The organism is Aeromonas sp. s13 (assembly GCF_040907905.1).
In the GTDB taxonomy this organism is placed as follows: Bacteria; Pseudomonadota; Gammaproteobacteria; order Enterobacterales; family Aeromonadaceae; genus Aeromonas; species Aeromonas veronii.
In genome coordinates, this window is record NZ_JBFOCS010000037.1 from 102,327 (window position 1) to 124,532 (window position 22,206).

Here is a 22,206-nt window from a genome sequence, read left to right on the forward strand (position 1 = left end):
TGCTGTCGAACATGCTGTGGTGATGACTTGTACGGCACTGCGGCGCTGGCGGATCAGCAGGTCAGAAAAAATCAGTGGCTGGCCACCAGAACCCCCTTGAGCAGGGCGATGGCGGGCTGATTGTCGGCAGCGGCCAGCAGCAGCTGCTTCTGTTCGGGGGGGATCGGCAGCACCTCCAGCCAGCGCTGGGCCACCCAGTTGCCATCATCCCAGCGGGGGGCGGGATAGAGGGCGGCATAGTCGGGATAGTCGGCAAACACCTCCCGCAACGCATCAACCAGTGGTTGTTGATCGGGATGGAGCCGGCGGGGCGGCCAGGCCGTCAGCGGCGTCACCTCGCCGATACGCAGGCCATCCTGCTCCTGCCACAGATCCTCTATCTGCACCCGCTCCATCCCCTGCACCGTGATCCCCAGCATGCCGTCCGGCAGCCGGTCGAAATCGATGATGGTGACCCGGGTGGCGATGGGCAGCATGTTGCGCAAGGCGTCGGGCTGGCGAGGGTCCACCATGCAGAGGGCAAAGCCGGACTCCCCCGCCTCGGCGATCATCCGCTGGTATCTCGGTTCGAAGATCCGCAGCGGCATGACGCCGCCGGGCAGCAGGTGGGCAGATAGGGGAAACAGCGCCAGTCGCATCGCAAACTCCTCGGTTGGGAACCTCTGTTGATACGCCGGGCCAGAGGGAGGAGATCATTCCCGTCAGCGGAAAGGAAAAACCCTTAACAATCAGGGGAAAATAGCCTGGACAAGCCGCTTCGATATGCAGTAGAAATGGATAAGCACCGTAATTTCCGCCCAATATTCTGGAATATGGCGCCAAACGCAGTGAAATATCCGCCCGACAGCGAGCGGCGGGTCATCCCTATAGTTTTCTCGGGCCGATGCGGGTAAAATTCACGCCCTTATATATCAGTCATTTTTCGACGCGCAACCTTGGTGGTCAGTTATGAAAGAGCATATTCATCATCTACTTGAACAAACGGTAGCCAATCTCAAGTCAGCAGGCGTCCTGCCGGCGGACCTGGAAGCCCGCGTGCAAGTAGACCGATGCAAGGAAAAAGCTCACGGCGACCTGGCTACCAACCTGGCCATGCTGCTGGCCAAACCGGCCCGCAAGAATCCCCGTGAGCTGGCGGCTGCCATCATCGAGCACCTGCCTGCCTCCGACCTGATCGCCAAGGTCGAGATCGCCGGTCCCGGCTTCATCAACTTCTTCTTCGACCAGCGCTGGCTGGCCGGTCAGGTCGAGGCCATGGTGACCTCTGCCAACGCCAACGTACGGTTGCCCGCGCCACAAACCGTGGTGGTGGACTACTCCGCCCCCAACGTGGCCAAAGAGATGGCGGTGCACCACATCCGCTCCACCGTACTCGGTGACGTGGCTGCGCGCGCGCTGGAATTCCTCGGCCACAAAGTGATCCGTGCCAACCACATCGGTGACTGGGGTACCCAGTTCGGCATGCTGATCGCCTATCTGGAGAAGATGTCCAACGAGCACGCCAGCGACATGGCGCTCAAGGATCTGGAAGCCTTCTACACCCAGGCCAAGCGTTGCTACGACGAAGACGAAGCCTTCGCCGAGCGCGCCCGTAACTACGTGGTCAAGCTGCAGGGTGGCGACGAGTACTGCCGTACCATGTGGAAGAAGCTGGTCGACATGACCATGGAACAGAACCAGATCAACTACGACCGCCTGAATGTCTCCCTGACCAACAAGGACATCATGGGCGAGTCCATGTACAACGACATGCTGCCGGAGATCGTTGCCGACCTGAAAGCCAAGGGGCTGGCGGTCGAGAGCGAAGGCGCCACCGTTGTCTTCCTGGACGAGTTCAAGAACAAGGATGGTGAGGCCATGGGCGTCATCATCCAGAAGAGCGATGGCGGTTTCCTCTACACCACCACCGACATCGCCTGTGCCAAATACCGTTATGAAACCCTGGGCGCCGACCGTGTCATGTACTTCATTGACTCCCGTCAGCACCAGCACCTGATGCAGGCCTGGACCATCACCCGCAAGGCGGGCTATGTGCCGGAATCCGTACCGCTTGAGCACCACGCCTTCGGCATGATGCTGGGCAAGGATGGTCGTCCCTACAAGACCCGCTCCGGTGGTACCGTCAAGCTGGTTGACCTGCTGAACGAAGCGGAAGAGCGCGCCGCAGCCCTGCTGGAGAGCCGCAACAGCGACCTCTCTGCCGAAGAGAAGGCCAATGTGGTCAATGCCATCGCCATGGGCGCAGTCAAGTATGCGGATCTCTCCAAGAACCGTACTACCGACTACATCTTCGACTGGGATCTGATGCTCTCCTTTGAAGGCAACACTGCCCCTTACCTGCAGTACGCCTACACCCGTATCCAGTCCATCTTCCGCAAGGCCAACATCGATGCCGAGACGCTGACCGGCAACGTGACCCTGAACGAAGAGGCCGAAGAGGTGCTGGCCCAGAAGCTGATCCAGTTCTCCGACGCGGTCAACGGCGTGGCAGACAAGGGCATGCCGCACCTGCTCTGTACATACCTGTACGAGTTGTCCGGCAACTTCATGACCTTCTATGAAGCCTGCCCGATCAACAAGGATGGCGTGGACGAAGCAACCCGTCAGAGCCGTCTGCTGCTGTGCGCCGCCACCGCCAAGGTGCTGAAACTGGGCCTCGGCGTACTGGGCATCCATACCCTGGAGCGCATGTAATAGATGGCAACCCGGGATTATGTCGGCAGCCGCCCGCGACGTCGGGCGGGTGGCCGCAATACCAAGAAAGCGGCCCCTCGCCGCTTTCCTGTTATTCCAGTGCTGCTGGTCGTGGCACTGCTGGCAGGCTTTGGTGGCTTCCTTTACATGATCAATGGCAAGGGCAACGACGCCCCCACCATTGAGGAGCAGGTAAAGGCCAACAAGCCAAAAGCGCAGAATAACGGGCTGCCTCAGGAGAAGTGGAGCTACATCGAACGGCTTGAGAACAAGCAGGTCGATATCATAGAGCCGCCGACCCAGCCGGGTGTGCTGCCGCCACCACCGGCAGATACCATGACCCTGCAACCGGAAAAACTGCCACAGCCGGTGCCGACCGACATTCCCCAACCGGGAACGCCCATCGGCCAGCCCAAGCCCTATCAGCCCAATCCGGCGACCACCCCTTCCACCTCCGGAGCGCCGGTTGCCAGCGCGCAAGAGCAGGTGATCGACCGCAAGGCAGAACGGGAACGGATGGAGCGGGAGATCCGCGCCGAGCTGGAACGGGAGCGCGCCGAAGCGGCCAAGGCCAAAGCGGCCACCCCGCCAGCCCAGACCGCAGCCGCCGACAGCGGTCGCTACATGATGCAGTGCGCCGCCCTGCGCTCGCAGGATTCCGCAGAGTCGCTCAAGGCGCGTATCGCCTTCACCGCCGGCCTCTCTTCCAGCCTGCAGGTGATCAATGGCGCCAACGGCACCGTCTACAAGGTGATGGTAGGCCCCTTCAACGGCAAGGCGGCCGCCGACGCGGCCAACAGCAAGCTGCAGAGCTCCGGCATCAGCGGCTGCATTCCCAAGAAAGGGTAATCTGCTTACCGATGACGCAGGGCCGGGTGGCAACACCCGGCCCTGTTCTTTTGGTGTCACTCGCACCCACGCTGTTTGCTACCCCGTTTATCCCGACCAAAGGCAGGGTTGAAAAGCCCGTTTGCCATCCCCATCTTTCTTGCCATGCACAGTCAGGCCGTCATTCGGCTCAAGCGAGGTAAGTAAAGTGACTACCATAGTTTCAGTTCGCCGCAACGGTCAGGTCGTCATCGGTGGCGATGGCCAGGTCTCTCTTGGCAACACCGTCATGAAGGGCAACGCCCGCAAGGTTCATCGTCTCTACAACGGCAAGGTGCTGGCCGGTTTCGCTGGCGGTACCGCCGACGCCTTCACCCTGCTCGAACGTTTCGAAGCAAAACTGCAGGCCCATCAGGGTAATCTGGAGCGCGCCGCCGTGGCGCTGGCCAAAGATTGGCGCACCGATCGCGCCCTGCGCCGCCTCGAAGCGCTGCTGGCCGTGGCCGACGAACACAAATCCTTCATCATCACCGGCAACGGTGACGTGGTGCAGCCGGAGCACGATCTCATCGCCATCGGCAGCGGCGGCAACTTCGCCCAGTCCGCCGCCATCGCGCTGCTGGAAAACACCGAGCTGGATGCCAGGACCATTGTCGAGAAGTCCCTCAAGATTGCGGGCGACATCTGCGTCTTCACCAACGGCAACCACACCATCGAAGTGCTGGACTATTCGGCGAAATAAGGCCGCCAAATAAGGCCACCAGCCAAACCCAATTTCCCAAGGGGTGGGCACTGCCCGCCCCGGATACAGGAACACCATCATGTCCGAGATGACCCCGAGAGAAATCGTCCACGAGCTGGACAGACACATCATTGGTCAGGCCGATGCCAAGCGCGCCGTTGCCGTTGCCCTGCGCAACCGCTGGCGCCGGATGCAACTCAACGAAGAGATGCGCCATGAAGTGACCCCGAAGAACATCCTGATGATCGGCCCGACCGGTGTCGGCAAGACCGAAATCGCCCGTCGTCTGGCCAAGCTGGCCAACGCCCCCTTCATCAAGGTGGAAGCGACCAAGTTCACCGAAGTGGGCTATGTCGGCAAGGAAGTGGACAGCATCATCCGCGATCTGACCGATGCCGCCATCAAGCTGGTGCGCGAAACCGAGATGGAGAAGATGAAATACCGCGCCGAGGAAGCTGCCGAAGAGCGCATCCTCGACGCCCTGCTGCCCAACCCGCGCAACACCTGGGGTGAGGAAGAGAAAGCCGACAACTCCAACACCCGCCAGATCTTCCGCAAGAAACTGCGGGAAGGTCAGCTGGATGACAAGGAGATCGAGCTGGAACTCTCCGCCTCCCCGATGGGTGTCGAAATCATGACCCCGCCGGGCATGGAAGAGATGGCCAACCAGCTGCAGGGACTGTTCCAGAACCTGGGCCAGAACCAGAAGAAGAAGCGCAAGATCAAGGTCAAAGAGGCCATGAAAGCGCTGATCGAAGAGGAAGCGGCCCGTCTGGTCAATCCTGAAGAGCTGAAGCAGAAAGCGATCGCTGCGGTCGAGAACAACGGCATCGTCTTCCTCGACGAGATCGACAAGATCTGCAAGCGCGGCGAGAGCTCGGGCCCCGATGTCTCCCGTGAAGGGGTACAGCGCGACCTGCTGCCGCTGGTCGAGGGCTGCACCGTCAACACCAAGCACGGCATGGTCAAGACCGACCACATCCTGTTTGTCGCCTCCGGCGCCTTCCAGATCGCCAAGCCGTCCGACCTCATCCCCGAGCTGCAGGGCCGTCTGCCGATCCGCGTCGAGCTGACCGCGCTGACCACAGATGACTTCGAGCGCATCCTGACCGAACCGAACGCCTCGCTGACCGATCAGTACAAGGCGCTGATGGCCACCGAAGGGGTCAACATCGAGTTCACCAAGGATGGCATCCGCCGTCTGGCTGAAGCGGCGTGGCAGGTTAACGAGCGTACCGAGAACATCGGTGCCCGTCGTCTGCACACCGTGATGGAGCGCCTGATGGAAGATATCTCCTACGACGCCTCCGAGAAGTCCGGCGAGACCTTCGTCATCAACACCGACTACGTCAACGCCCACCTCGGCAAGCTGATTGAAGACGAGGATCTGAGCCGCTTTATTCTGTAAGCGCGCCCCTCCCGATAAAACGCCTCCCTTCGCGGAGGCGTTTTTATTTCTCCACCACCTCCGTCATCTGCCCGGATTCTGGCCCCCACCTGTGGCAACCCGTTCAATCCCAAGCCGTTTCCAAACCTCTCCTTGCCAACGCCCGCCGTTTTTTCATCCCCGCTTAAATCTGCTCAAAAAAAGATCTTTCCTATTCTCGGTAGCTGATTTATACATACGTATAAATCAGATCAAAATCTGTGCAACAGGAACCAGAACGATGAATCCCACCCGGCAAAAACTGCTCGATACCGGCCTCGCCATCGCCACTGAAAAGGGGCTGCGCGGCCTCACGGTGCGCGAGCTGGCGGCGGCGGCCGAGGTGAACCTTGGCTCTTTCGTCTACCACTTCGGTAACCGCGACGCCTTTATCGACGAGCTGGTGGAGCTCTGGTACGCCCCCCTCTATGACGAGCTCAAATCGGTGGCAGCCAAAGGTTCCTACCCCTCTGCCATCGCCATGTTCGAGGCGACCATGGAGGCGCTGATCGGGCTGGTGGCGCGCCAGCGCGGCTTTATCAACCACCTGTTTGGCGATGCGCTGGCAGGCGAAGGGGCGGCCCAGCGTTTTCTGCTCAGCCTGCCGCGCCGCCACCCCCTGCTGTTGATCGAACAGGTACGGATGGCACAGGCGGAAGGGTCACTGGTCGCCGGTCACCCGCTCCAGCTGATGATCTTCATCATGGGGTCGGTCGGCCTGCCGCTGGTGATCGCTGGCAGCGGTCGTCAGCTCGGCTGGCTGCCCGAACAGGCCACCCCCTTTCTCAGCCAGATAGACAACCCCGAGGCCGCCAGACAACGGCTGGTATGGGCACTGCGCGGCCTGCGCCCCACCGACATGAAGGAAGGAGAAGCGGCATGAAACAACGCATCGCGATGGTAGTTCTGCTGCTGGCGGTTCCCAGTGGTTACCTCTGGTTGCAGCGCCATCCTCAAGGAGAAGCGGTATGAAGCAACGCATTGCAATCGCAGCCCTGCTGCTAACCGTTATCGGCGGCTACCTCTGGTGGCAGGGGCGACCCGCCGACGGCTCCATCCTCTACGGCAACGTCGATATTCGCGATGTCAATCTGGCCTTTCGGGTCGGCGGCCGCGTCGATCAGGTGCTGGTCGATGAGGGGGATAGGGTAAAAACCGGCCAACTGCTGGCCTGCCTCGATCCGGTTCCCCTCACCCACAGCCGCGACAGTGCCCGCGCCAATCTGGCTGCGCTCACTGCCGCCAACACCTTGATCCACAAAGGCTATCGCAGCGAAGAGACCGACCGCGCCCGGGCCGCACTGGCCGCCGCCGAAGCCGCTGCGCTGGAGGCCGACCAGCAGTGGCGCCGCCAGAGCGCATTGGCCGCCACTGGCGCCATCTCCCGCGGTCAGCTCGATACCGCCCGCTCCCAGCGGGATCAGACCCGGGCGCAGGTACGCTCAGCCCGCGAACAGCTCGCCCAGCTCGAAACCGGCTACCGCCCGGAGGAAATCGCCCAGTCCGATGCCCAGCTGGAAGGGGCCAAAGCGGCGCTCGCCAGTGCCGAACTGGCGCTGGCAGATGCCAACCTGACCGCCCCCAGCGACGGCATCATCATCAGCCGCACCGTCGAGAACGGCAGCATGGTGCAGAGCGGAGCGACCGCCTTCAACCTCTCCCTGACCGCGCCAGTCTGGGTGCGCGCCTATGTGGAGGAGCCCTGGCTCGGCCACTTCCCGAGCGGCGCCAAGGTAACCCTCACCACCGACTCGCGGCCGGATCAGCCCTATCACGGGGTGGTGGGCTTTGTCTCGCCGACCGCCGAGTTCACCCCGAAATCGGTGGAGACGCCAGACCTGCGCACTCACCTCGTCTACCGGCTGCGCATCGTAGTGCAGGATCCCGACCCGGCCCTGCGCCAAGGGATGCCGGTCACCGTCAGGCTGGCGCCATGATCTGCGCCATCTCCCTTGAGGGGCTCACCAAACGCTTTGGCGAGCGGGTCGCCCTCAACGCCATCTCGGCCACCATTCCGACTGGCGGCATCACCGGACTGGTGGGCCCCGACGGTGCAGGCAAGAGCACTTTGCTGCGCCTGCTGGCCGGTCTGTTGATCCCCGAAGCGGGCACCATCCGGGTGCTGGGGCTGGATCCGGTGAGCGAGGGGGATCTGCTGCGCCAGCGCCTCGGCTACATGCCCCAGCAGTTCGGCCTCTACGAGGATCTCAGCGTGCAGGAGAACCTCACCCTCTACGCTGACTTGCGCGGCGTACTGGAGCCCGAACGCACGCCCACCTTCGCGCGGCTGCTCGCCTTCACCGATCTCGCCCGCTTCACAGCACGACCGGCAGGCAAGCTCTCTGGCGGGATGAAGCAGAAGCTCGGGCTGGCCTGCGCCCTGCTCGGCACCCCGGATGTGCTGCTGCTCGACGAACCGGGGGTCGGGGTCGATCCCATCTCCCGCCGCGCCCTCTGGCAGATGGTGCGCGAGCTGGCCAAGGGGGGGATGACGGTGCTCTGGAGCACCGCCTATCTCGACGAGGCGGAGCTGTGCGACCACGTGCTGCTGATGGCGGATGGCGAGGTGCGCACCAGCGGCACGCCGGCCGATCTGATGGGGGCCATGGCCAGCCGCTGCTGGCTGCTGGAGGCGGGGCAACTGGATGGCCGCGAGCGGCGCGCACTGCTGCGCCGGGCACTGGCTCACCCGGCGGTGATGGATGGCGCGGTGGCGGGGGAGCGAGTTCGCCTGCTGCTGCACCCTGGCATGACGCCCCCGCCGCTCCCGGAGCTGCAACTGGCCAACGGCGCCTTTCAACCGGCCCAGCCCCGGCTGGAGGATGCCTTTATCGACCTGCTCGGCGGCGGCCCCGGCGGGGAGTCGAGTCTGGCGGCCGGGATGCGGGAAGCCGAACTGCCGCAGGGGGTCTCCCCCGAGGCGGTGATCGAGGCGCGCCACCTCACCAAACGCTTCGGCGATTTTGCCGCCACCGATGATGTCAGCTTTGCGGTGCGCCGCGGCGAGATCTTCGGCCTGCTCGGCCCCAACGGGGCGGGCAAGTCCACCACCTTCAAGATGGAGTGCGGCCTGCTGCGCCCGAGCGAGGGACAGGCGCTGGTGACCGGCATCGATCTGGCCCATAGCCCCTCAGCGGCGCGCCAGCGCCTCGGCTACATGGCGCAGAAGTTCTCCCTCTACAAGCAGCTCACCGTGGCCCAGAACCTCTCCTTCTTCGCCGGTATCTACGGCCTGTTCGGCCGCCACCAGCAGACGCGGATCGACGCCATGGTGACTGCCTTTGCCCTCACCCCCTGGCTCGATCAGAAAGCGGAATCCCTACCGCTCGGCCTGCGCCAGCGTCTTTCACTCGCCTGCGCCCTGCTGCACGAACCGCCGCTGCTGTTTCTCGACGAGCCCACCTCCGGGGTCGACCCGGTAACCCGTCGCGAGTTCTGGTCGCACATCAACGCGCTGGCCGACCACGGCGTCACCGTGTTGGTCACCACCCACTTTATGGATGAGGCGGAGTATTGCGACCGCATTGCTCTCATCTATCGCGGCAAGCTGCTGGCCCTCGGCACCCCGGACGATCTCAAGGGGCTGGCGGCCAAAGAGGCGGCGACCTCTTTGCCAACAGGCTCCTTGCCGACCTGTTCTTTGCCAACAATGGAAGAGGCCTTTATCACGCTAGTCGAGCGGGCCAGCGAGGAGGACGCATGAGCATCAACCGTCGGCGACTGCTGGCCCTCTGCCGCAAGGAGACGCTGCAAATCGTCCGTGACCCGAGCAGCATCCTCATCGCCTTCATCATGCCGGTGGTGCTGCTGGTGGTGATGGGTTACGCCATCAATCTGGATGTGGACCATCTGCGCCTCGGCATCTGGCGCACCGACAGCGGCGCCCCGGCGGTGCGGCTGGAGCAGGCCCTGCGCGGCTCTACCGCACTGGAGATCCACAGCGGGCCGAGCAAGGAGTCCCTGCTCGCCAGTCTGGCCCGTGGCGAGATCCGCGGCCTGCTGGTGATCGATGACGGCTTCTCCCGCACTATGGCCGGTCAGGGCAATGGCACGCCGCAGGCACTGCTGCTGACCGACGGCTCCGAGCCCAACACCGCCAACTTCGTCACCAACTATGTGCAGGGGATCTGGCAGGGATGGCTCGCTGGCGAGGGGGTCGCCATGCAGGTGTCGATAGAGAGCCGCGCCTGGTTCAATCCGGCGCTGGTGAGCCGCAACTTTCTGGTGCCGGGCTCCATTGCGGTGGTGATGACCATCATAGGCGCCCTGCTCACCTCGCTGGTGGTGGCGCGGGAGTGGGAGCGCGGCACCATGGAGGCGCTGCTCGCCACCCCGGTCACCAAGGGGGAGCTGCTGCTCTCCAAGCTGCTGCCCTACTATGGCCTTGGCATCATCGCCATGCTGCTCTGCCTGCTCTTCTCGGTGGCGGTGATGGGCGTGCCATGGCGCGGCTCCCTGCTGCTGCTCTTTCTGGTCACCAGCGTCTTTCTCGGCAGCGCCCTCGGACTCGGCCTGTTCCTCTCCACCGTGATGCGCAGCCAGTTCAACGCCGCACAGGCGGCGCTGATCGCTGCGTTTCTGCCCGCGGTGATGCTGTCGGGTTTCGTGTTCGAGATCGCCAGCATGCCGCCGCTGCTGCGGGCCATCACCCACCTCATTCCGGCCCGCTATTTCGCCAGCTCCCTGCAGACCCTCTATCAGGCGGGCAGCGTCTTCTCGATCCTGCTGGTCAACGGTTTCTGTCTGCTGCTGCTGGCCGGTTTCTGGCTGGCCCTGACCGCCCGCAAGACGCGGCGCACTCTGGAGTAACCCATGCTGATCCGACTCTGGTGGCTGATCCGAAAAGAGCTGCAGGCCCTGATGGGCAATACCCAGGGGCGCTTTCTGCTCATCATGCCAGTGCTGCTGCAAACCGCCCTCTTCCCGTTCGCCGCCACTCTGGAGGTGACCGGCAACACGCTGGCCATCTACAACCAGGATGGCGGAGCCCAGAGCCGCGAGCTGCTGGAGCGCCTCACCCATATGCCCGCCTTCACCACCATCATTCCGGTGGCGGGCGAGGCGGGCATGACCGACGCCATCACCGGGCAACAGGCACTGCTCGGGCTGATTATTCCGGGCGATTTCTCGCGCCGGCTGGCGCGGGGCGAACCGGCCAAGGTGCAGCTGATTATCGACGGCCGCCGCTCCAACGGCGGTCAGGTAGCGGCGGGCTACATCAGTCAGGTGATCGCCCGCTGGCAAAGTGAGGGCAAGGGCCAACCCGAGCTGGCAGTACGCAACCTCTACAACCCCAACGTCGAGTTCCACTGGCATATCCTGCCGGCGCTGGTGGCCATCATCACCACCACCGGTTGTCTGATCGTTACCGCCCTCTCGGTCGCGCGGGAACGGGAAGAAGGCACCTTCGATCAGCTGCTGGTCTCCCCCCTCACCGCAGGCTGGATCATGGCGGGCAAGGCGGTGCCCGGCATCATGGTGGCGGTGGGGCAAGGGTGCATAGTCGCGCTGGCCGCCCGCTTCGTCTTTCACCTCCCCTTTGCCGGCAGCCTCAGCCTGCTGATGGCGGGCATGGTCTGCTACGGGCTGGCACTGGCTGGGATCGGGCTCTTCATCTCGTCGTTCTGCTCGACCCAGCAGCAGGCCTTTCTCGGGGTCTTCTCCTTCACCGTCCCGGCGGTGATCCTCTCGGGTTATATCTCGCCGGTGGAGAACATGCCGCAGGTGTTCCAGTGGCTGGCGGCCATCGACCCCCTTACCCACTTCATCGTGCTGCTCAAGGGGGTCTTCCTCAAGGGGTTTGACTGGTCGGCCGCCTGGCCCCTGCTCTGGCCACTGCTCGCCATCGCCGGCGTCACCCTGTCGCTGGCGCTCGCCATGTTCCGCCGCCATATCGCCTGACGCGCCGCCTTGCTCCGCTGATGCCGGTCTCGCCCAGTGCGAGATCGGCTTTTTCCGCCAGAAGTTTTCACTCCCCGGCTTTTGCTAAAGCGCTCTTGCTCTCCACCATCCCTCACTCCAAGCCAGCGCAGAAATCATCAACTGGTATACCTATTTTTGTATATCTTTGAATTTTATCGAATTACCCCTGACGAGATATATAAATAGACACTTGATTTGCATCAATTGCCCGCCACGACTGACTGGGTAGCCTAGCCCCAGAATGATGTTTTATTACTCCAAACTAGAGGCAATCATGAGCAAAGTCAGACTGGTCGTTGTGGGCAACGGCATGGTGGGGCACCGCTTCATCGAAGAGTTGATCGAGCGGGCCGAGCCGGGCCGCTACGAGATCACCGTCTTCGGTGCAGAACCCCGTCCCGCCTACGATCGCGTCCATCTCTCCTCCTACTTCTCCCATCACACCAGCGAAGATCTCTCCCTCGTCAAACCCGGCTTCTACGACAAGCACGGCATCCGCCTGCTGCTCGGCGAAGCGGTGAAAAAAATCGACAGGGCCAACCGCGAAGTGCACTCCAACAAGGGCACTGTGGTCGGGTACGACAAGCTGGTGCTGGCCACCGGCTCCTACCCCTGGGTGCCCCCCATTGCGGGCAGTCAGCACCACGAGTGCTTCGTCTATCGCACCATCGAGGATCTGAAAGCCATCCGCAGCGCCGCCAGGAGCGGCAAGAGCGGGGTGGTTATCGGGGGCGGCCTGCTTGGCCTCGAAGCCGCCGGCGCCCTCAAGGCGCTGGGTCTCGAAACCCACGTGGTGGAATTTGCCCCTGTGCTGATGGCCGAGCAGCTCGACGGTCAGGGCGGCCAGTTGCTGCGCCGCAAGATTGAATCCATGGGCGTGCAGGTACACACCAGCAAGAGCACCAGCGAGATCCTGATGCATGGCGGCGAGCAGGCGAAACACCGCCTCGCCTTCGCCGATGGCAGCCAGCTGGAAGTAGACGTGGTGGTCTTCTCCACCGGCATTCGCCCGCAAGATACCCTGGGCCGTTACGGTGATCTCGCTATCGCCGAGCGCGGCGGCATCGTCATCGACGATCACTGCCTCACCTCCGATCCCGACATCTATGCCATCGGCGAGTGCGCCGCCTGGCAGGGCCGCTTCTTCGGGCTGGTGGCGCCGGGCTACAAGATGGCCCAGATCACCGTCGACCACCTGCTCGGCGGCGACAGCCGTTTCGAGGGGGCAGACATGAGCGCCAAGCTCAAGCTGCTCGGCGTCTCCGTCGGCTCCATCGGTGATGCCCACGGCCGCACCCCGGGCAGCCACAGCTATGTGTTCCAGGACGACCAGGCCGGCGTCTACAAGAAAATCGTGGTGAACGAAGACAACAGCCGATTGCTCGGCGCCGTGCTGGTGGGTGACGTGGAAGATTACAGCAACCTGCTGCAGATGATGCTCAACGCCCTGCCGCTGCCAGCCCACCCGGACACCCTGATCCTGCCCGCCTACGCCGGCGCCAAGCCGACCCTGGGGGTGGATGCCCTGCCGGAGAGCGCCCAGATCTGCTCCTGCTTCGACGTCTCCAAGGGCGACATCGCCAAGGCGGTGGCCGAGGGTCACACCACCCTTGCCGCCATCAAGCAGCAGACCAAGGCCGGTACCGGCTGCGGCGGCTGCGTGCCGCTCATCAGTCAGGTGCTCAACGCCGAGCTGGTTAAGCAGGGCATCGAGGTCAACAACCACCTCTGCGCCCACTTCCCCCACTCCCGTCAGGAGCTGTTCCATCTGGTCAAGGTGGAGGGGATCAAGAGCTTCGACGAACTGCTGGCCAAGCACGGTCAGGGCTATGGCTGCGAGGTGTGCAAACCGACCGTCGGCTCCATCCTCGCCTCCTGCTGGAACGAGCATGTGCTGAGCCCGTGCAACATCCCGCTGCAGGACACCAACGATATCTTCCTCGGCAACATGCAAAAGGACGGCAGCTACTCCGTCATCCCGCGCATGGCCGGTGGCGAAGTGACTCCGGAAGGGCTGCTGGCGGTGGCCGAAGTGGCCCGCGACTACAAGCTCTACACCAAGATCACCGGCGCCCAGCGCATCGGTCTGTTCGGGGCTCAGAAGGATGACCTGCCCGCCATCTGGCGCAAGCTGCTGGCAGCCGGATTCGAGACAGGTCAGGCCTACGCCAAGGCGCTGCGTATGGCCAAGACCTGTGTCGGCAGCACCTGGTGCCGCTTCGGCGTGCAGGACAGCGTCGGCCTCGGGGTCTTCCTCGAGAACCGCTACAAGGGGATTCGCACCCCGCACAAGATGAAGTTTGGCGTCTCCGGCTGTACCCGCGAATGTGCGGAAGCGCAGGGCAAGGACGTCGGCATCATCGCCACCGATGCGGGTTGGAACCTCTATGTGGGCGGCAACGGCGGCATGAAGCCACGCCACGCCGACCTGCTGGCTTCTGACCTCGACCGCGAGACCCTCATCAAGCTGATCGACCGCTTTATGATGTTTTACGTCACCAGCGCCGACAAACTGCAGCGCACCTCGGTCTGGCTCGGCAACCTGGAAGGGGGCGTCGACTATCTGCGCGAGGTGATCGTCGACGACAAGCTGGGGCTGGCCGACACGCTAGAGCGCGATATCCAGACCCTGATCGACAGCTACGAGTGCGAATGGTCGCGCACCCTTAATGAAGAGGAGGCGCTCAAGCGCTTCAGCCACTTCATCAACAGCGACAAGCGCGACCCGGACGTCCAGTTTGTCGCCGAGCGTGACCAGCACAGACCCGCCACTCCGGCCGAGCGCATCCCCGTCTACCAGATCGAGGTGGAAACCAAATGATGAAACTTGCCTGCCAACTCAACGACATCCTGCCGGGAACCGGTGTCTGCGCACTCATTGAAGGTCGCCAGATCGCCCTGTTCCGCCCGAGCGCGGCGGCCGAGGTGTTCGCCATCGACAACCGGGATCCCTTCTTCGCCGCCAACGTGCTGTCGCGGGGCCTGATTTGCGAACACGACGGCGAACTCTGGGTCGCCAGCCCGCTCAAGAAGCAGCGCTTTCGCCTGAGCGATGGCCACTGCGTCGACAATCCTGCGATGTCAGTTCAAAGCTATCCCGTTGAAGTGCGCGACCAGCGGGTCTGGGTCGCCGTCTAAAGCCGATTTCACTCTCTTTCGGGCTGCCTGAGAGCAGCCCTTTCAAGGACTCACAAGATGTACACGGAAACCATCAACAAGTGCGCCGCCAACGCGGCCCGCATCAACCGCTTCGAGCGCTGCGACAAGCTCGGCTTCTGGCTCAGCTCCGCCATGGCGGGGGCCTATGTGGGCCTCGGCATCATCCTCATCTTCACCCTCGGCAATCTGGTGGATCCCGCCATCCGGCCGCTGGTGATGGGAGCCACCTTCGGCATCGCCCTGACCCTGGTCATCATCGCCGGCTCCGAGCTCTACACCGGCCACACCATGTTCCTCACCTTCGGGGTGAAGAGCGGCAAGATCACCATGGCCGACCAGCTGCGCATCCTGCCCCAGACCTGGGCGGGCAACCTGATTGGCTCCATCGTGGTGGCGCTCATCTACTCCTACGGCGGCAGCCTGTTGCCGGACGCGGGCAGCCTGGCCCACAAGGTGGCGCTGGCCAAGACCCAGGCACCGGCCCTGACCCTGTTTATGAAGGGGATCCTCTGCAACTGGCTGGTCTGCCTCGCCATCTGGATGGCGCTGCGTACCGAAGGAGCCGCCCGCTTCATCGCCATCTGGTGGTGTCTGCTGGCCTTTATCGCCTCCGGCTACGAGCACTCCATCGCCAACATGACCCTGTTTGCCCTCTCCTGGTTTGGTGCCCACTCGGATGCCTACACCCTGGGCGGCATCGGCCACAACCTGCTGTGGGTGACCCTGGGCAACACCGTCTCCGGCGTTCTCTTTATGGGCCTCGGTTACTGGTATGCCACCCCCAAGGCTGAGCGCCCGGTCGCGGTGAACGAGACCACCAGCACCGCCAACCAGACCCAAACCGCCTGATCCGGAGGCCCCATGGACTACTTGCCCATCTTTTGCCGACTCGACAACAAACCCGTGCTGCTGGTCGGCGGCGGCGAGGTAGCGGAGCGCAAGGCGCGCCTGCTGCTGGATGCCGGTGCCCACCTCACAGTCGTAGCGCCCGAGCTCGACCCCGAGCTGGCGGAACTGGCGGCCAACGGCAGCATCGAGTGGCTGGCCGGTGAATTTGCGTCGCAGCAACTGGCGGGCAAGTGGCTGGTGGTGGCCGCTACCGATCGGCGCGAGGTGAATGCGCTGGTCTACCAGAGCGCCAACCGGGCGCGGATCTTTGCCAACGTGGTGGACGACCCGAAACGCTCCAGCTTCATCATGCCATCGATCATCGATCGCTCGCCGCTGATGGTAGCCATCTCCTCCGGCGGCAAGGCGCCGGTGCTGGCCCGCCTGCTGCGAGAAAAACTCGAAGCCCTGCTGCCCCAGCATCTGGGCGCCGTCGCGGCCTTCGCCGGCAGCCTGCGGGAGCGGGTCAAGGCGCGCTTCGCCAGCATGGGGGAGCGGCGCCGCTTCTGGGAGCGGCTACTCGGGGCGGACCGGCTCGGGCAGGCGCTGGCACGGGGGGATCACGCCTCTGCCCACCAGCTGGCCGACAACCTGTTTGCTGACGAGATCCACACCGCTGGCGAAGTGGTGCTGGTGGGAGCTGGCCCCGGCGATCCGGGCCTGCTCACCCTGCACGCTCTGCGCCAGATGCAGCAAGCGGACGTGGTGGTCTATGACCGGCTGGTCTCGGACGAGGTGATGGCGCTGGTGCGCCGGGATGCCAAACGCATCTTCGTCGGCAAGCAGGCGGGCAACCACTGCGTACCGCAAGAGGGGATCAACCAGCTGTTGCTGGAGGAGGCGAAGAAGGGGCAGCGAGTGGTGCGGCTGAAGGGAGGCGACCCCTTTATCTTCGGCCGTGGCGGCGAAGAGCTGGAGACGCTGGTCGGTAGCGGCATCGGCTTTCAGGTGGTGCCGGGGATCACCGCCGCCAGTGGCTGCGCCGCCTACGCCGGTATTCCGCTGACCCATCGCGACCACGCCCAGAGCGTGCGCTTCGTCACCGCTCACGGCAAGGGGGGCGCCCGGGATCTCGACTGGCCGCTGCTGGCCAAGGACAAGCAGACGCTGGTGTTCTATATGGGGCTCTCCTCCTGCGTCACCATCCGCGAGCAACTGCTGGCCCACGGCAAGGCGGGCGACACGCCGGTGGCGCTGATCGAGCGTGGCACCCAGCCCTGCCAGCGGGTCATTCGCGGCACCCTCGATGAGCTGCCCGCGCTGGCGGTGGGGGTCGAGAGTCCGGCGCTGATCATGGTGGGCTCGGTGGTGACCCTGGCCGACCAGCTCGCCTGGTTTGGCTCGGCACCACAGGCTCAGCGCGCCCTCGCCTGAGGCGCTTCTCGGCAAACGATCATGAGGCCACCAGCAGGTGGCCTCACTTTTACCTCCCTCTTCTCTAATCACGGTCATAACCTGCTGTTTTAAGTCTGGTATCCTATGGGCATTGAGCCCTTGGCTACCCTCTCAGGAATTCATCCCATGTCTCTTCCCATCAAGAACAGCGCCAGGCAGCGCGCGGATGACAGATCCCGCATTCTCACCCTGCTGCTACGCGATGACGCCCTCACCGACAGCCTGCTCGACCCGCAAGCGGTGCAGGATGCAGAGCAGCGCGATCAGACCAGCGAACTCACGGCGCTGGTCAACGGGTTGCCCGCCGCCGACGTCGCCGATGCGCTGGAGTCGCTGCCGCCTGATGAACGTCATGCCCTGTGGGCACTGGTGGAGGAGGAGAAGCGCGGCCAGATCCTGGTCGAAGCGTCGGAGACGGTGTGGGACAGCCTCATCAGCGGGATGAGCGACAAGGAGCTGCTGCACGCCCTGCGTACCCTGGATATCGACGATCAGATCTATCTGGGCCAGTACCTGCCGCGCAACCTGATGGGGCGGCTGCTCACCTACATGGCCCCCGCCGACCGGGATCGGGTGCGCGAGGTGATCCGCTACGGCAAGCACACCGTCGGCGCCATGATGGACTTCGAGATCATCACCATCCGCCCCGAGGTGAGTCTGGCCACGGTGCAGCGTTATCTGCGCCTGCGCGGCAAGATCCCCGCCAACACCGACAAGCTGTTCGTCATCGATCGGCGCAACCACCTGCTGGGGGAGCTGGCCCTCACCACAGTGCTGCTGCACAAACCCGCTACCCTGGTGAGCGACGTGATGGAACGGGATCCGGTCACCTTCGATCCGGAGGATAACGACGAAGCGGCCGCCCGCACCTTCGAACGGGATGACCTGCTCTCCGCCGCCGTGGTGGATGGCAAGGGCAAGCTGATGGGCCGCCTCACCGTCGAAGAGGTGGTGGATCTGGTCTATGAGGAGAGTGACACCGACCTGCGCCGGATGGGGGGTATCAGCGAGGATGAAGACGTATTCGCGCCCGTCTCCAAGGCGGTCAAGACCCGCTGGGCCTGGCTTGCCATCAACCTCTGCACCGCCTTTGTCGCCTCGCGGGTGATCGGCCTGTTCGAGCACACCATCTCCCAACTGGTGGCGCTGGCGGCCTTGATGCCCATCGTAGCCGGGATCGGCGGCAACACCGGCAACCAGACCATCACCATGATAGTGCGGGCGCTGGCGCTGCAGCACATTCAGGCGGGCAACCTCTCCTTCCTGCTGCTACGGGAACTTGGCGTCGCCTTTATCAACGGGCTGGTGTGGGGCGGCACCATGGGCATTGCCACCTATCTGCTCTATCAGGATGCGGCGCTCGGCGCCGTGATGACCCTGGCCATGATGCTCAACCTGCTGGTGGCGGCGCTGATGGGGGTCATTATCCCCATGACCATGACCCGCCTCGGCCGCGACCCGGCAGTCGGTGCCAGCGTGATGATCACCGCCATCACCGATACCGGCGGCTTCTTTATCTTCCTCGGGCTGGCGACCCTGTTCCTGCTGTAAACCGTGCGTTGAAAACAACAAGGGAGCCACTGGCTCCCTTGTTGTTTCAGGCGCGTTTGCCCGCCCCTGCCGTTGGGCTGCTTATCGCTTGTCAGCGGTGATCAGCAAGCCATTGGTGTCGGGGAAGCCGATGACCAGCGCCTCTTTTTTGGCATCCGTGGTAAAGGTGGTGACATAGGCGACGCTGTTATCCATCGCCCGGGCCAGAGCGGCAGTCCAGAGGTTTTCGATCGGCGTGGCGGCAGCGGATTGCTTGAAGTTGCACTTGCCAAACCCGCTCATGGTCAGCTTGCTCAACCCGGCCGTCGCACTCCCCTCGCCCACCAGCGTACAACCTGCCGCCGGAAACTCGATCGCTACCGTCAGCTTGCCGCCGTTGCTGGTGGTATCCACCTTGCCCACCATGTCGCTGCTGAAGCCATCGCTGTCCGTGGCACTCCAGCTGGCCGTGGTCACCGCTTTGGTGGTCAGGGCCGTCACCGCCACATGACCGCTGAAACCGGAATAGATGGGGGAGTTGTCGGAGAACTTGGTGCCGGTCCGAGTGAAATCAAAAACCCAGCGCTTGATCTCCTTGCCCTGCAGATCGATGACCGGCTGATCCTGGAAGGTGATGAGGTTGTGGTCGTTGGTCACCGAGCTGAGCGCCGTGCTGGTGCCGAGCCGTTCGCTGTTGCGGATCAACTGCACCGGGTAGATCCCGTCTTTGTCGGCTTTCTGGTCAGCCTGACCCAGCCACTGGCTGTTGGTCTCGACCTTGCCCACCTGATGATCCACCCAGACACCCCAGTGCTGCACGGTTTCACCCTTCGGGTAGACCAGCGCCAGACCATCCAGATCCTTGATCATGCGCGGCGTCGCCTTGTCGCCGTCGCGGCTCATCAGATTCGCTTGGTAAAGACCCGCCTCCGGCAGAGCCAGCGGCACCCGCTTGGCGATGCTGTTGGCAGCTTTTTCGCTGTCACAGGCAGACAGGGCCGCAGCGCAGGCGATGGCCAGCAGCGCTTTGTTGTGCATTTTCATGAGTTTTTATTCCTTGCTGTCGCTTTGTAATTTTTTAGATGCAATCAATCGCCGCTGAATTTAAGGGAAAGGTCATCTATCAGTCGAATGGAGATCTGTAACCAACCATTACAGCCTCGCAGGAGCGGCAGACCGCGCAGCTTGCTCCGACCGCACGGCGGTGACTACAGGGTGACTCACGGCGGAAAAGCAGCGAGGGTGGTGGCCCTGAAGGAAGAGAAAAAAGAGATTAAAATCAGAGCCATAACTCTATTAACAGGAGGGTAATTAGCCCGAATTGCCAGCCTGCTCACAATCGGATTCTTTTGCTGTCGATAGAATGCACCACGCTGGCATACCCATAACAAGAGAATCCAACAATGAAAACCACCCTCAAACTGAGCGCGGTGGCAGTTATCTTTTTGCTGTCCGGCTGTGATGACAACAACTCTCAGGCCCCCGGTGATCTCACCCTTCGGCTGATCGAAACCTCTGATATCCACTCCAACCTGCTGAGCTACGACTACTACCAGAACAAGCCGGATGCCTCGCTGGGCTTCGCCCGCACCGCTGTGCTGATCCGCAAGGCCCGCGAAGAGAACGCCAACAACTTGCTGATCGACAACGGTGACCTGATCCAGGGTACCCCGCTAGCCGACTATATCCACGACCAGCAGGTCAAACAGCAGTGGCTGAGCAAGCAGACTCACCCCGCCATCAAGGCGCTGAACACCATGAATTATGATGTCGGCAACCTGGGCAACCACGAGTTCAACTTCGGTCTCGACTTCCTCTCGGAGACCCTGAAAGGGGCCAACTACCCCTACATCAACGCCAACGTCTTCCAGGCCGATGCCTTCAGCCGTGATGGCAAGGGCGCCATCGACTGGAGCAAGCAGAAGTTCAAACCCTATGTGGTGCTGGATCGTCAGGTGAAGGATGCCAACGGCAATACCCAGACCATCAAGGTCGGGGTGCTGGGGCTGACTCCGCCCCAGATCACCCAGTGGGACAAGCGCAATCTGGAAGGCAAGGTGGTGGTGGCCGATATGGTCGAGACCGCCGAGCACTATGTACCCGAAATCCGCGCCAAGGGCGCTGACATTGTCGTGGTCGTGGCCCACACCGGCATCATAGGTGACCCGCGCGAACCCATGATGGAGAACGCCGCCCTGCCGCTGGCCAAGGTGAAAGGGGTCGATGCCCTGCTGCTGGGCCATGCCCATCGCACCTTCCCGGGTGACTACCCCAACATGACCGACGTGGACAACGAGAAAGGCACCCTGGCGGGCGTACCGACCGTGATGCCGGGCGTCTGGGGCAACCACCTCGGCATCATCGACCTGCACATGACCTGGAAAGAGGGTCGCTGGGAAGTGGCCTCCAGCAAGTCCCAGCTGCGCAAGATCGACAGTAGCGCCAGCAGCACCGAAGATCAGGCGGTGGTCGATCAGGTCATTGCCGAGCACGAGCAGGCCAACCAGTGGCTGGACGAGCCCCTCAGCAAGATCACCAAGCCAATCCACAGCTTCTTCGCGCTGGTGCAGGATGACCCCTCCATCCAGATCGTCAGCGACGCCCAGCTGTGGCATGCCAAGAAGCTGCAACAGGATGGTCAGCTCAAGGAGAAATGGCCCATCCTCTCCGCCGCCGCGCCATTCCGCGGCGGTCGCAACGGTCCGACCGACTTCACCTATGTACCGGCTGGCGATATCTCCCTGCGCAACGTGGCCGACCTCTATGTCTACCCCAACACCCTGCAGGTGGTCGCCATCAATGGCGCGACCGTACAGGAGTGGCTGGAGAAGAGCGCCGTCCAGTTCAACAAGATCGATGCCGCCAGCACCGCTACCCAGTGGCTGGTGAACGAGAAGTACCGCACCTACAACTTCGACGTGATCGACGGAGTGAACTATCAGGTCGATGTGACCAAACCCGCCCGTTACGATGTGGATGGCAACAAGGTGAGCGACAGCTATCGCATCACCAACCTCACCTATCAGGGCAAGGCAATCGACCCGGCCCAGATGTTCTACGTGGTGACCAACAACTACCGCGCCAGCGGTGGTGGCAACTTCCCGGGCATCAACGCCAAGGTGATCGTCCATGAAGATCAGTTCGAAACCCGCGAAGTGCTCTCCGAATACCTCAAGGATCTGGCAGAGAAGAATCCGGCCGGTTTCGAGCCCCCGGCAGACCACAACTGGCAGCTGGCCCCCCTGCCCGCCAATCTGGATCTGCGCATCTACAGCTCACCACGCAGCGAGGCGCAAGCCCTGACCGGTGGCAAGCTGAACTATGTAGAGACCCTGCCGCCCACCGATGCCAAACACCCCGGCTTTGGCGTCTACAAGCTGGTGCTGGCACCCTGAGCCTCAGGGTTAATCCGGCAATAACCAGTGCAACCCCCTCCTGATACGAGGGGGTTTTTAATGGTACTGGCAGCGGGATATGCACCTGTAAGCTAGCCGCTACCCGCAGCAGATCGCGCAGCCCCTTTATCCCTTCACGCCATCATCCCCCTCTATCACACCATCCAGATCCCGGCTGTTCTGCCCCATCCCGCCCATAAAAGAACAGGCCCACCGAAGTGGGCCTG

General features: G+C 62.9%; 17 protein-coding genes. 15 read left to right on the forward strand and 2 right to left on the reverse strand.

Annotated elements, in window-relative coordinates; genetic code table 11:
- Nucleotides 1-71: 71 nt before the first annotated feature.
- Nucleotides 72-638: an LON peptidase substrate-binding domain-containing protein gene (locus AB5Y82_RS06135; protein WP_005355544.1), complete on the reverse strand. Its 567-nt coding sequence runs from the start codon at nt 636-638 to the stop codon at nt 72-74.
- Nucleotides 639-948: 310 nt separating this feature from the next.
- Between AB5Y82_RS06135 and argS the strand changes: the two genes are divergently transcribed.
- The 14 genes from argS to mgtE all read left to right on the forward strand — a co-directional run bounded on the left by argS (nt 949) and on the right by mgtE (nt 18,605).
- Nucleotides 949-2,694, forward strand: a complete 1,746-nt coding sequence (gene argS / locus AB5Y82_RS06140; RefSeq protein WP_005355547.1) for an arginine--tRNA ligase — start codon at nt 949-951, stop codon at nt 2,692-2,694.
- A gap of 3 nt (nt 2,695-2,697) precedes the next feature.
- A complete protein-coding gene (locus AB5Y82_RS06145; RefSeq protein ID WP_005340771.1) occupies nt 2,698-3,543 on the forward strand; it encodes an SPOR domain-containing protein in 846 nt (281 codons plus the stop codon).
- 187 nt (nt 3,544-3,730) lie between these two features.
- A complete protein-coding gene (gene hslV / locus AB5Y82_RS06150) occupies nt 3,731-4,264 on the forward strand; it encodes an ATP-dependent protease subunit HslV (protein WP_005340772.1) in 534 nt (177 codons plus the stop codon).
- A gap of 79 nt (nt 4,265-4,343) precedes the next feature.
- Nucleotides 4,344-5,672, forward strand: a complete 1,329-nt coding sequence (gene hslU / locus AB5Y82_RS06155) for an HslU--HslV peptidase ATPase subunit (protein WP_124928187.1) — start codon at nt 4,344-4,346, stop codon at nt 5,670-5,672.
- A 259-nt stretch (nt 5,673-5,931) separates the two neighbouring features.
- Nucleotides 5,932-6,573 (forward strand): TetR/AcrR family transcriptional regulator, encoded by a 642-nt coding sequence (locus AB5Y82_RS06160; RefSeq protein ID WP_159142728.1) that lies wholly within the window; start codon nt 5,932-5,934, stop codon nt 6,571-6,573.
- Nucleotides 6,574-6,658: 85 nt separating this feature from the next.
- Nucleotides 6,659-7,627, forward strand: a complete 969-nt coding sequence (gene hlyD / locus AB5Y82_RS06165) for a secretion protein HlyD (RefSeq protein WP_159142729.1) — start codon at nt 6,659-6,661, stop codon at nt 7,625-7,627.
- Nucleotides 7,624-9,393, forward strand: coding sequence for an ATP-binding cassette domain-containing protein (locus AB5Y82_RS06170; protein ID WP_368173766.1), 1,770 nt, complete (start codon nt 7,624-7,626; stop codon nt 9,391-9,393). Before hlyD ends, AB5Y82_RS06170 begins: the two co-directional genes overlap by 4 nt.
- Entirely contained in the window at nt 9,390-10,499 is a 1,110-nt protein-coding gene (locus AB5Y82_RS06175) for an ABC transporter permease (RefSeq protein WP_236317401.1), read from the forward strand. Before AB5Y82_RS06170 ends, AB5Y82_RS06175 begins: the two co-directional genes overlap by 4 nt.
- 3 nt (nt 10,500-10,502) lie before the next feature.
- Nucleotides 10,503-11,591: an ABC transporter permease gene (locus AB5Y82_RS06180; protein ID WP_159142732.1), complete on the forward strand. Its 1,089-nt coding sequence runs from the start codon at nt 10,503-10,505 to the stop codon at nt 11,589-11,591.
- A gap of 295 nt (nt 11,592-11,886) precedes the next feature.
- Nucleotides 11,887-14,433: a nitrite reductase large subunit NirB gene (gene nirB, locus AB5Y82_RS06185; RefSeq protein ID WP_368173767.1), complete on the forward strand. Its 2,547-nt coding sequence runs from the start codon at nt 11,887-11,889 to the stop codon at nt 14,431-14,433.
- The gene (nirD, locus tag AB5Y82_RS06190; protein WP_159144512.1) at nt 14,433-14,750 is read left to right on the forward strand and encodes a nitrite reductase small subunit NirD; all 318 of its coding nucleotides are present in this window, start codon (nt 14,433-14,435) and stop codon (nt 14,748-14,750) included. Before nirB ends, nirD begins: the two co-directional genes overlap by 1 nt.
- Before the next feature lie 57 nt (nt 14,751-14,807).
- The gene (gene nirC / locus AB5Y82_RS06195; protein ID WP_159142734.1) at nt 14,808-15,620 is read left to right on the forward strand and encodes a nitrite transporter NirC; all 813 of its coding nucleotides are present in this window, start codon (nt 14,808-14,810) and stop codon (nt 15,618-15,620) included.
- A 12-nt stretch (nt 15,621-15,632) separates the two neighbouring features.
- Complete coding sequence (gene cysG, locus AB5Y82_RS06200) at nt 15,633-17,033, forward strand: siroheme synthase CysG (protein WP_368173768.1); 1,401 nt, start codon at nt 15,633-15,635, stop codon at nt 17,031-17,033.
- Between the two features lie 147 nt (nt 17,034-17,180).
- Entirely contained in the window at nt 17,181-18,605 is a 1,425-nt protein-coding gene (gene mgtE, locus AB5Y82_RS06205; RefSeq protein ID WP_111900427.1) for a magnesium transporter, read from the forward strand.
- Between the two features lie 81 nt (nt 18,606-18,686).
- Here mgtE and AB5Y82_RS06210 read toward each other — a convergent pair whose 3' ends face one another.
- Nucleotides 18,687-19,628, reverse strand: coding sequence for a hypothetical protein (locus tag AB5Y82_RS06210; RefSeq protein ID WP_368173769.1), 942 nt, complete (start codon nt 19,626-19,628; stop codon nt 18,687-18,689).
- Between the two features lie 359 nt (nt 19,629-19,987).
- On the opposite strand from AB5Y82_RS06210, the gene AB5Y82_RS06215 reads away from it, so the two are divergent.
- The gene (locus tag AB5Y82_RS06215) at nt 19,988-21,979 is read left to right on the forward strand and encodes a bifunctional 2',3'-cyclic-nucleotide 2'-phosphodiesterase/3'-nucleotidase (RefSeq protein ID WP_368173770.1); all 1,992 of its coding nucleotides are present in this window, start codon (nt 19,988-19,990) and stop codon (nt 21,977-21,979) included.
- The last annotated feature ends 227 nt before the right edge of the window (nt 21,980-22,206 follow it).

Coding starts and splice junctions, on each gene's coding strand:
- AB5Y82_RS06135 (WP_005355544.1), bottom strand. CDS start 638: ATGCGACTGGCGCTGTTTCCCCTATCTGCCCACCTGCTGCCCGGCGGC.
- argS (WP_005355547.1), top strand. CDS start 949: ATGAAAGAGCATATTCATCATCTACTTGAACAAACGGTAGCCAATCTC.
- AB5Y82_RS06145 (WP_005340771.1), top strand. CDS start 2,698: ATGGCAACCCGGGATTATGTCGGCAGCCGCCCGCGACGTCGGGCGGGT.
- hslU (WP_124928187.1), top strand. CDS start 4,344: ATGTCCGAGATGACCCCGAGAGAAATCGTCCACGAGCTGGACAGACAC.
- AB5Y82_RS06160 (WP_159142728.1), top strand. CDS start 5,932: ATGAATCCCACCCGGCAAAAACTGCTCGATACCGGCCTCGCCATCGCC.
- hlyD (WP_159142729.1), top strand. CDS start 6,659: ATGAAGCAACGCATTGCAATCGCAGCCCTGCTGCTAACCGTTATCGGC.
- AB5Y82_RS06170 (WP_368173766.1), top strand. CDS start 7,624: ATGATCTGCGCCATCTCCCTTGAGGGGCTCACCAAACGCTTTGGCGAG.
- AB5Y82_RS06175 (WP_236317401.1), top strand. CDS start 9,390: ATGAGCATCAACCGTCGGCGACTGCTGGCCCTCTGCCGCAAGGAGACG.
- AB5Y82_RS06180 (WP_159142732.1), top strand. CDS start 10,503: ATGCTGATCCGACTCTGGTGGCTGATCCGAAAAGAGCTGCAGGCCCTG.
- nirB (WP_368173767.1), top strand. CDS start 11,887: ATGAGCAAAGTCAGACTGGTCGTTGTGGGCAACGGCATGGTGGGGCAC.
- nirD (WP_159144512.1), top strand. CDS start 14,433: ATGAAACTTGCCTGCCAACTCAACGACATCCTGCCGGGAACCGGTGTC.
- nirC (WP_159142734.1), top strand. CDS start 14,808: ATGTACACGGAAACCATCAACAAGTGCGCCGCCAACGCGGCCCGCATC.
- cysG (WP_368173768.1), top strand. CDS start 15,633: ATGGACTACTTGCCCATCTTTTGCCGACTCGACAACAAACCCGTGCTG.
- mgtE (WP_111900427.1), top strand. CDS start 17,181: ATGTCTCTTCCCATCAAGAACAGCGCCAGGCAGCGCGCGGATGACAGA.
- AB5Y82_RS06210 (WP_368173769.1), bottom strand. CDS start 19,628: ATGAAAATGCACAACAAAGCGCTGCTGGCCATCGCCTGCGCTGCGGCC.
- AB5Y82_RS06215 (WP_368173770.1), top strand. CDS start 19,988: ATGAAAACCACCCTCAAACTGAGCGCGGTGGCAGTTATCTTTTTGCTG.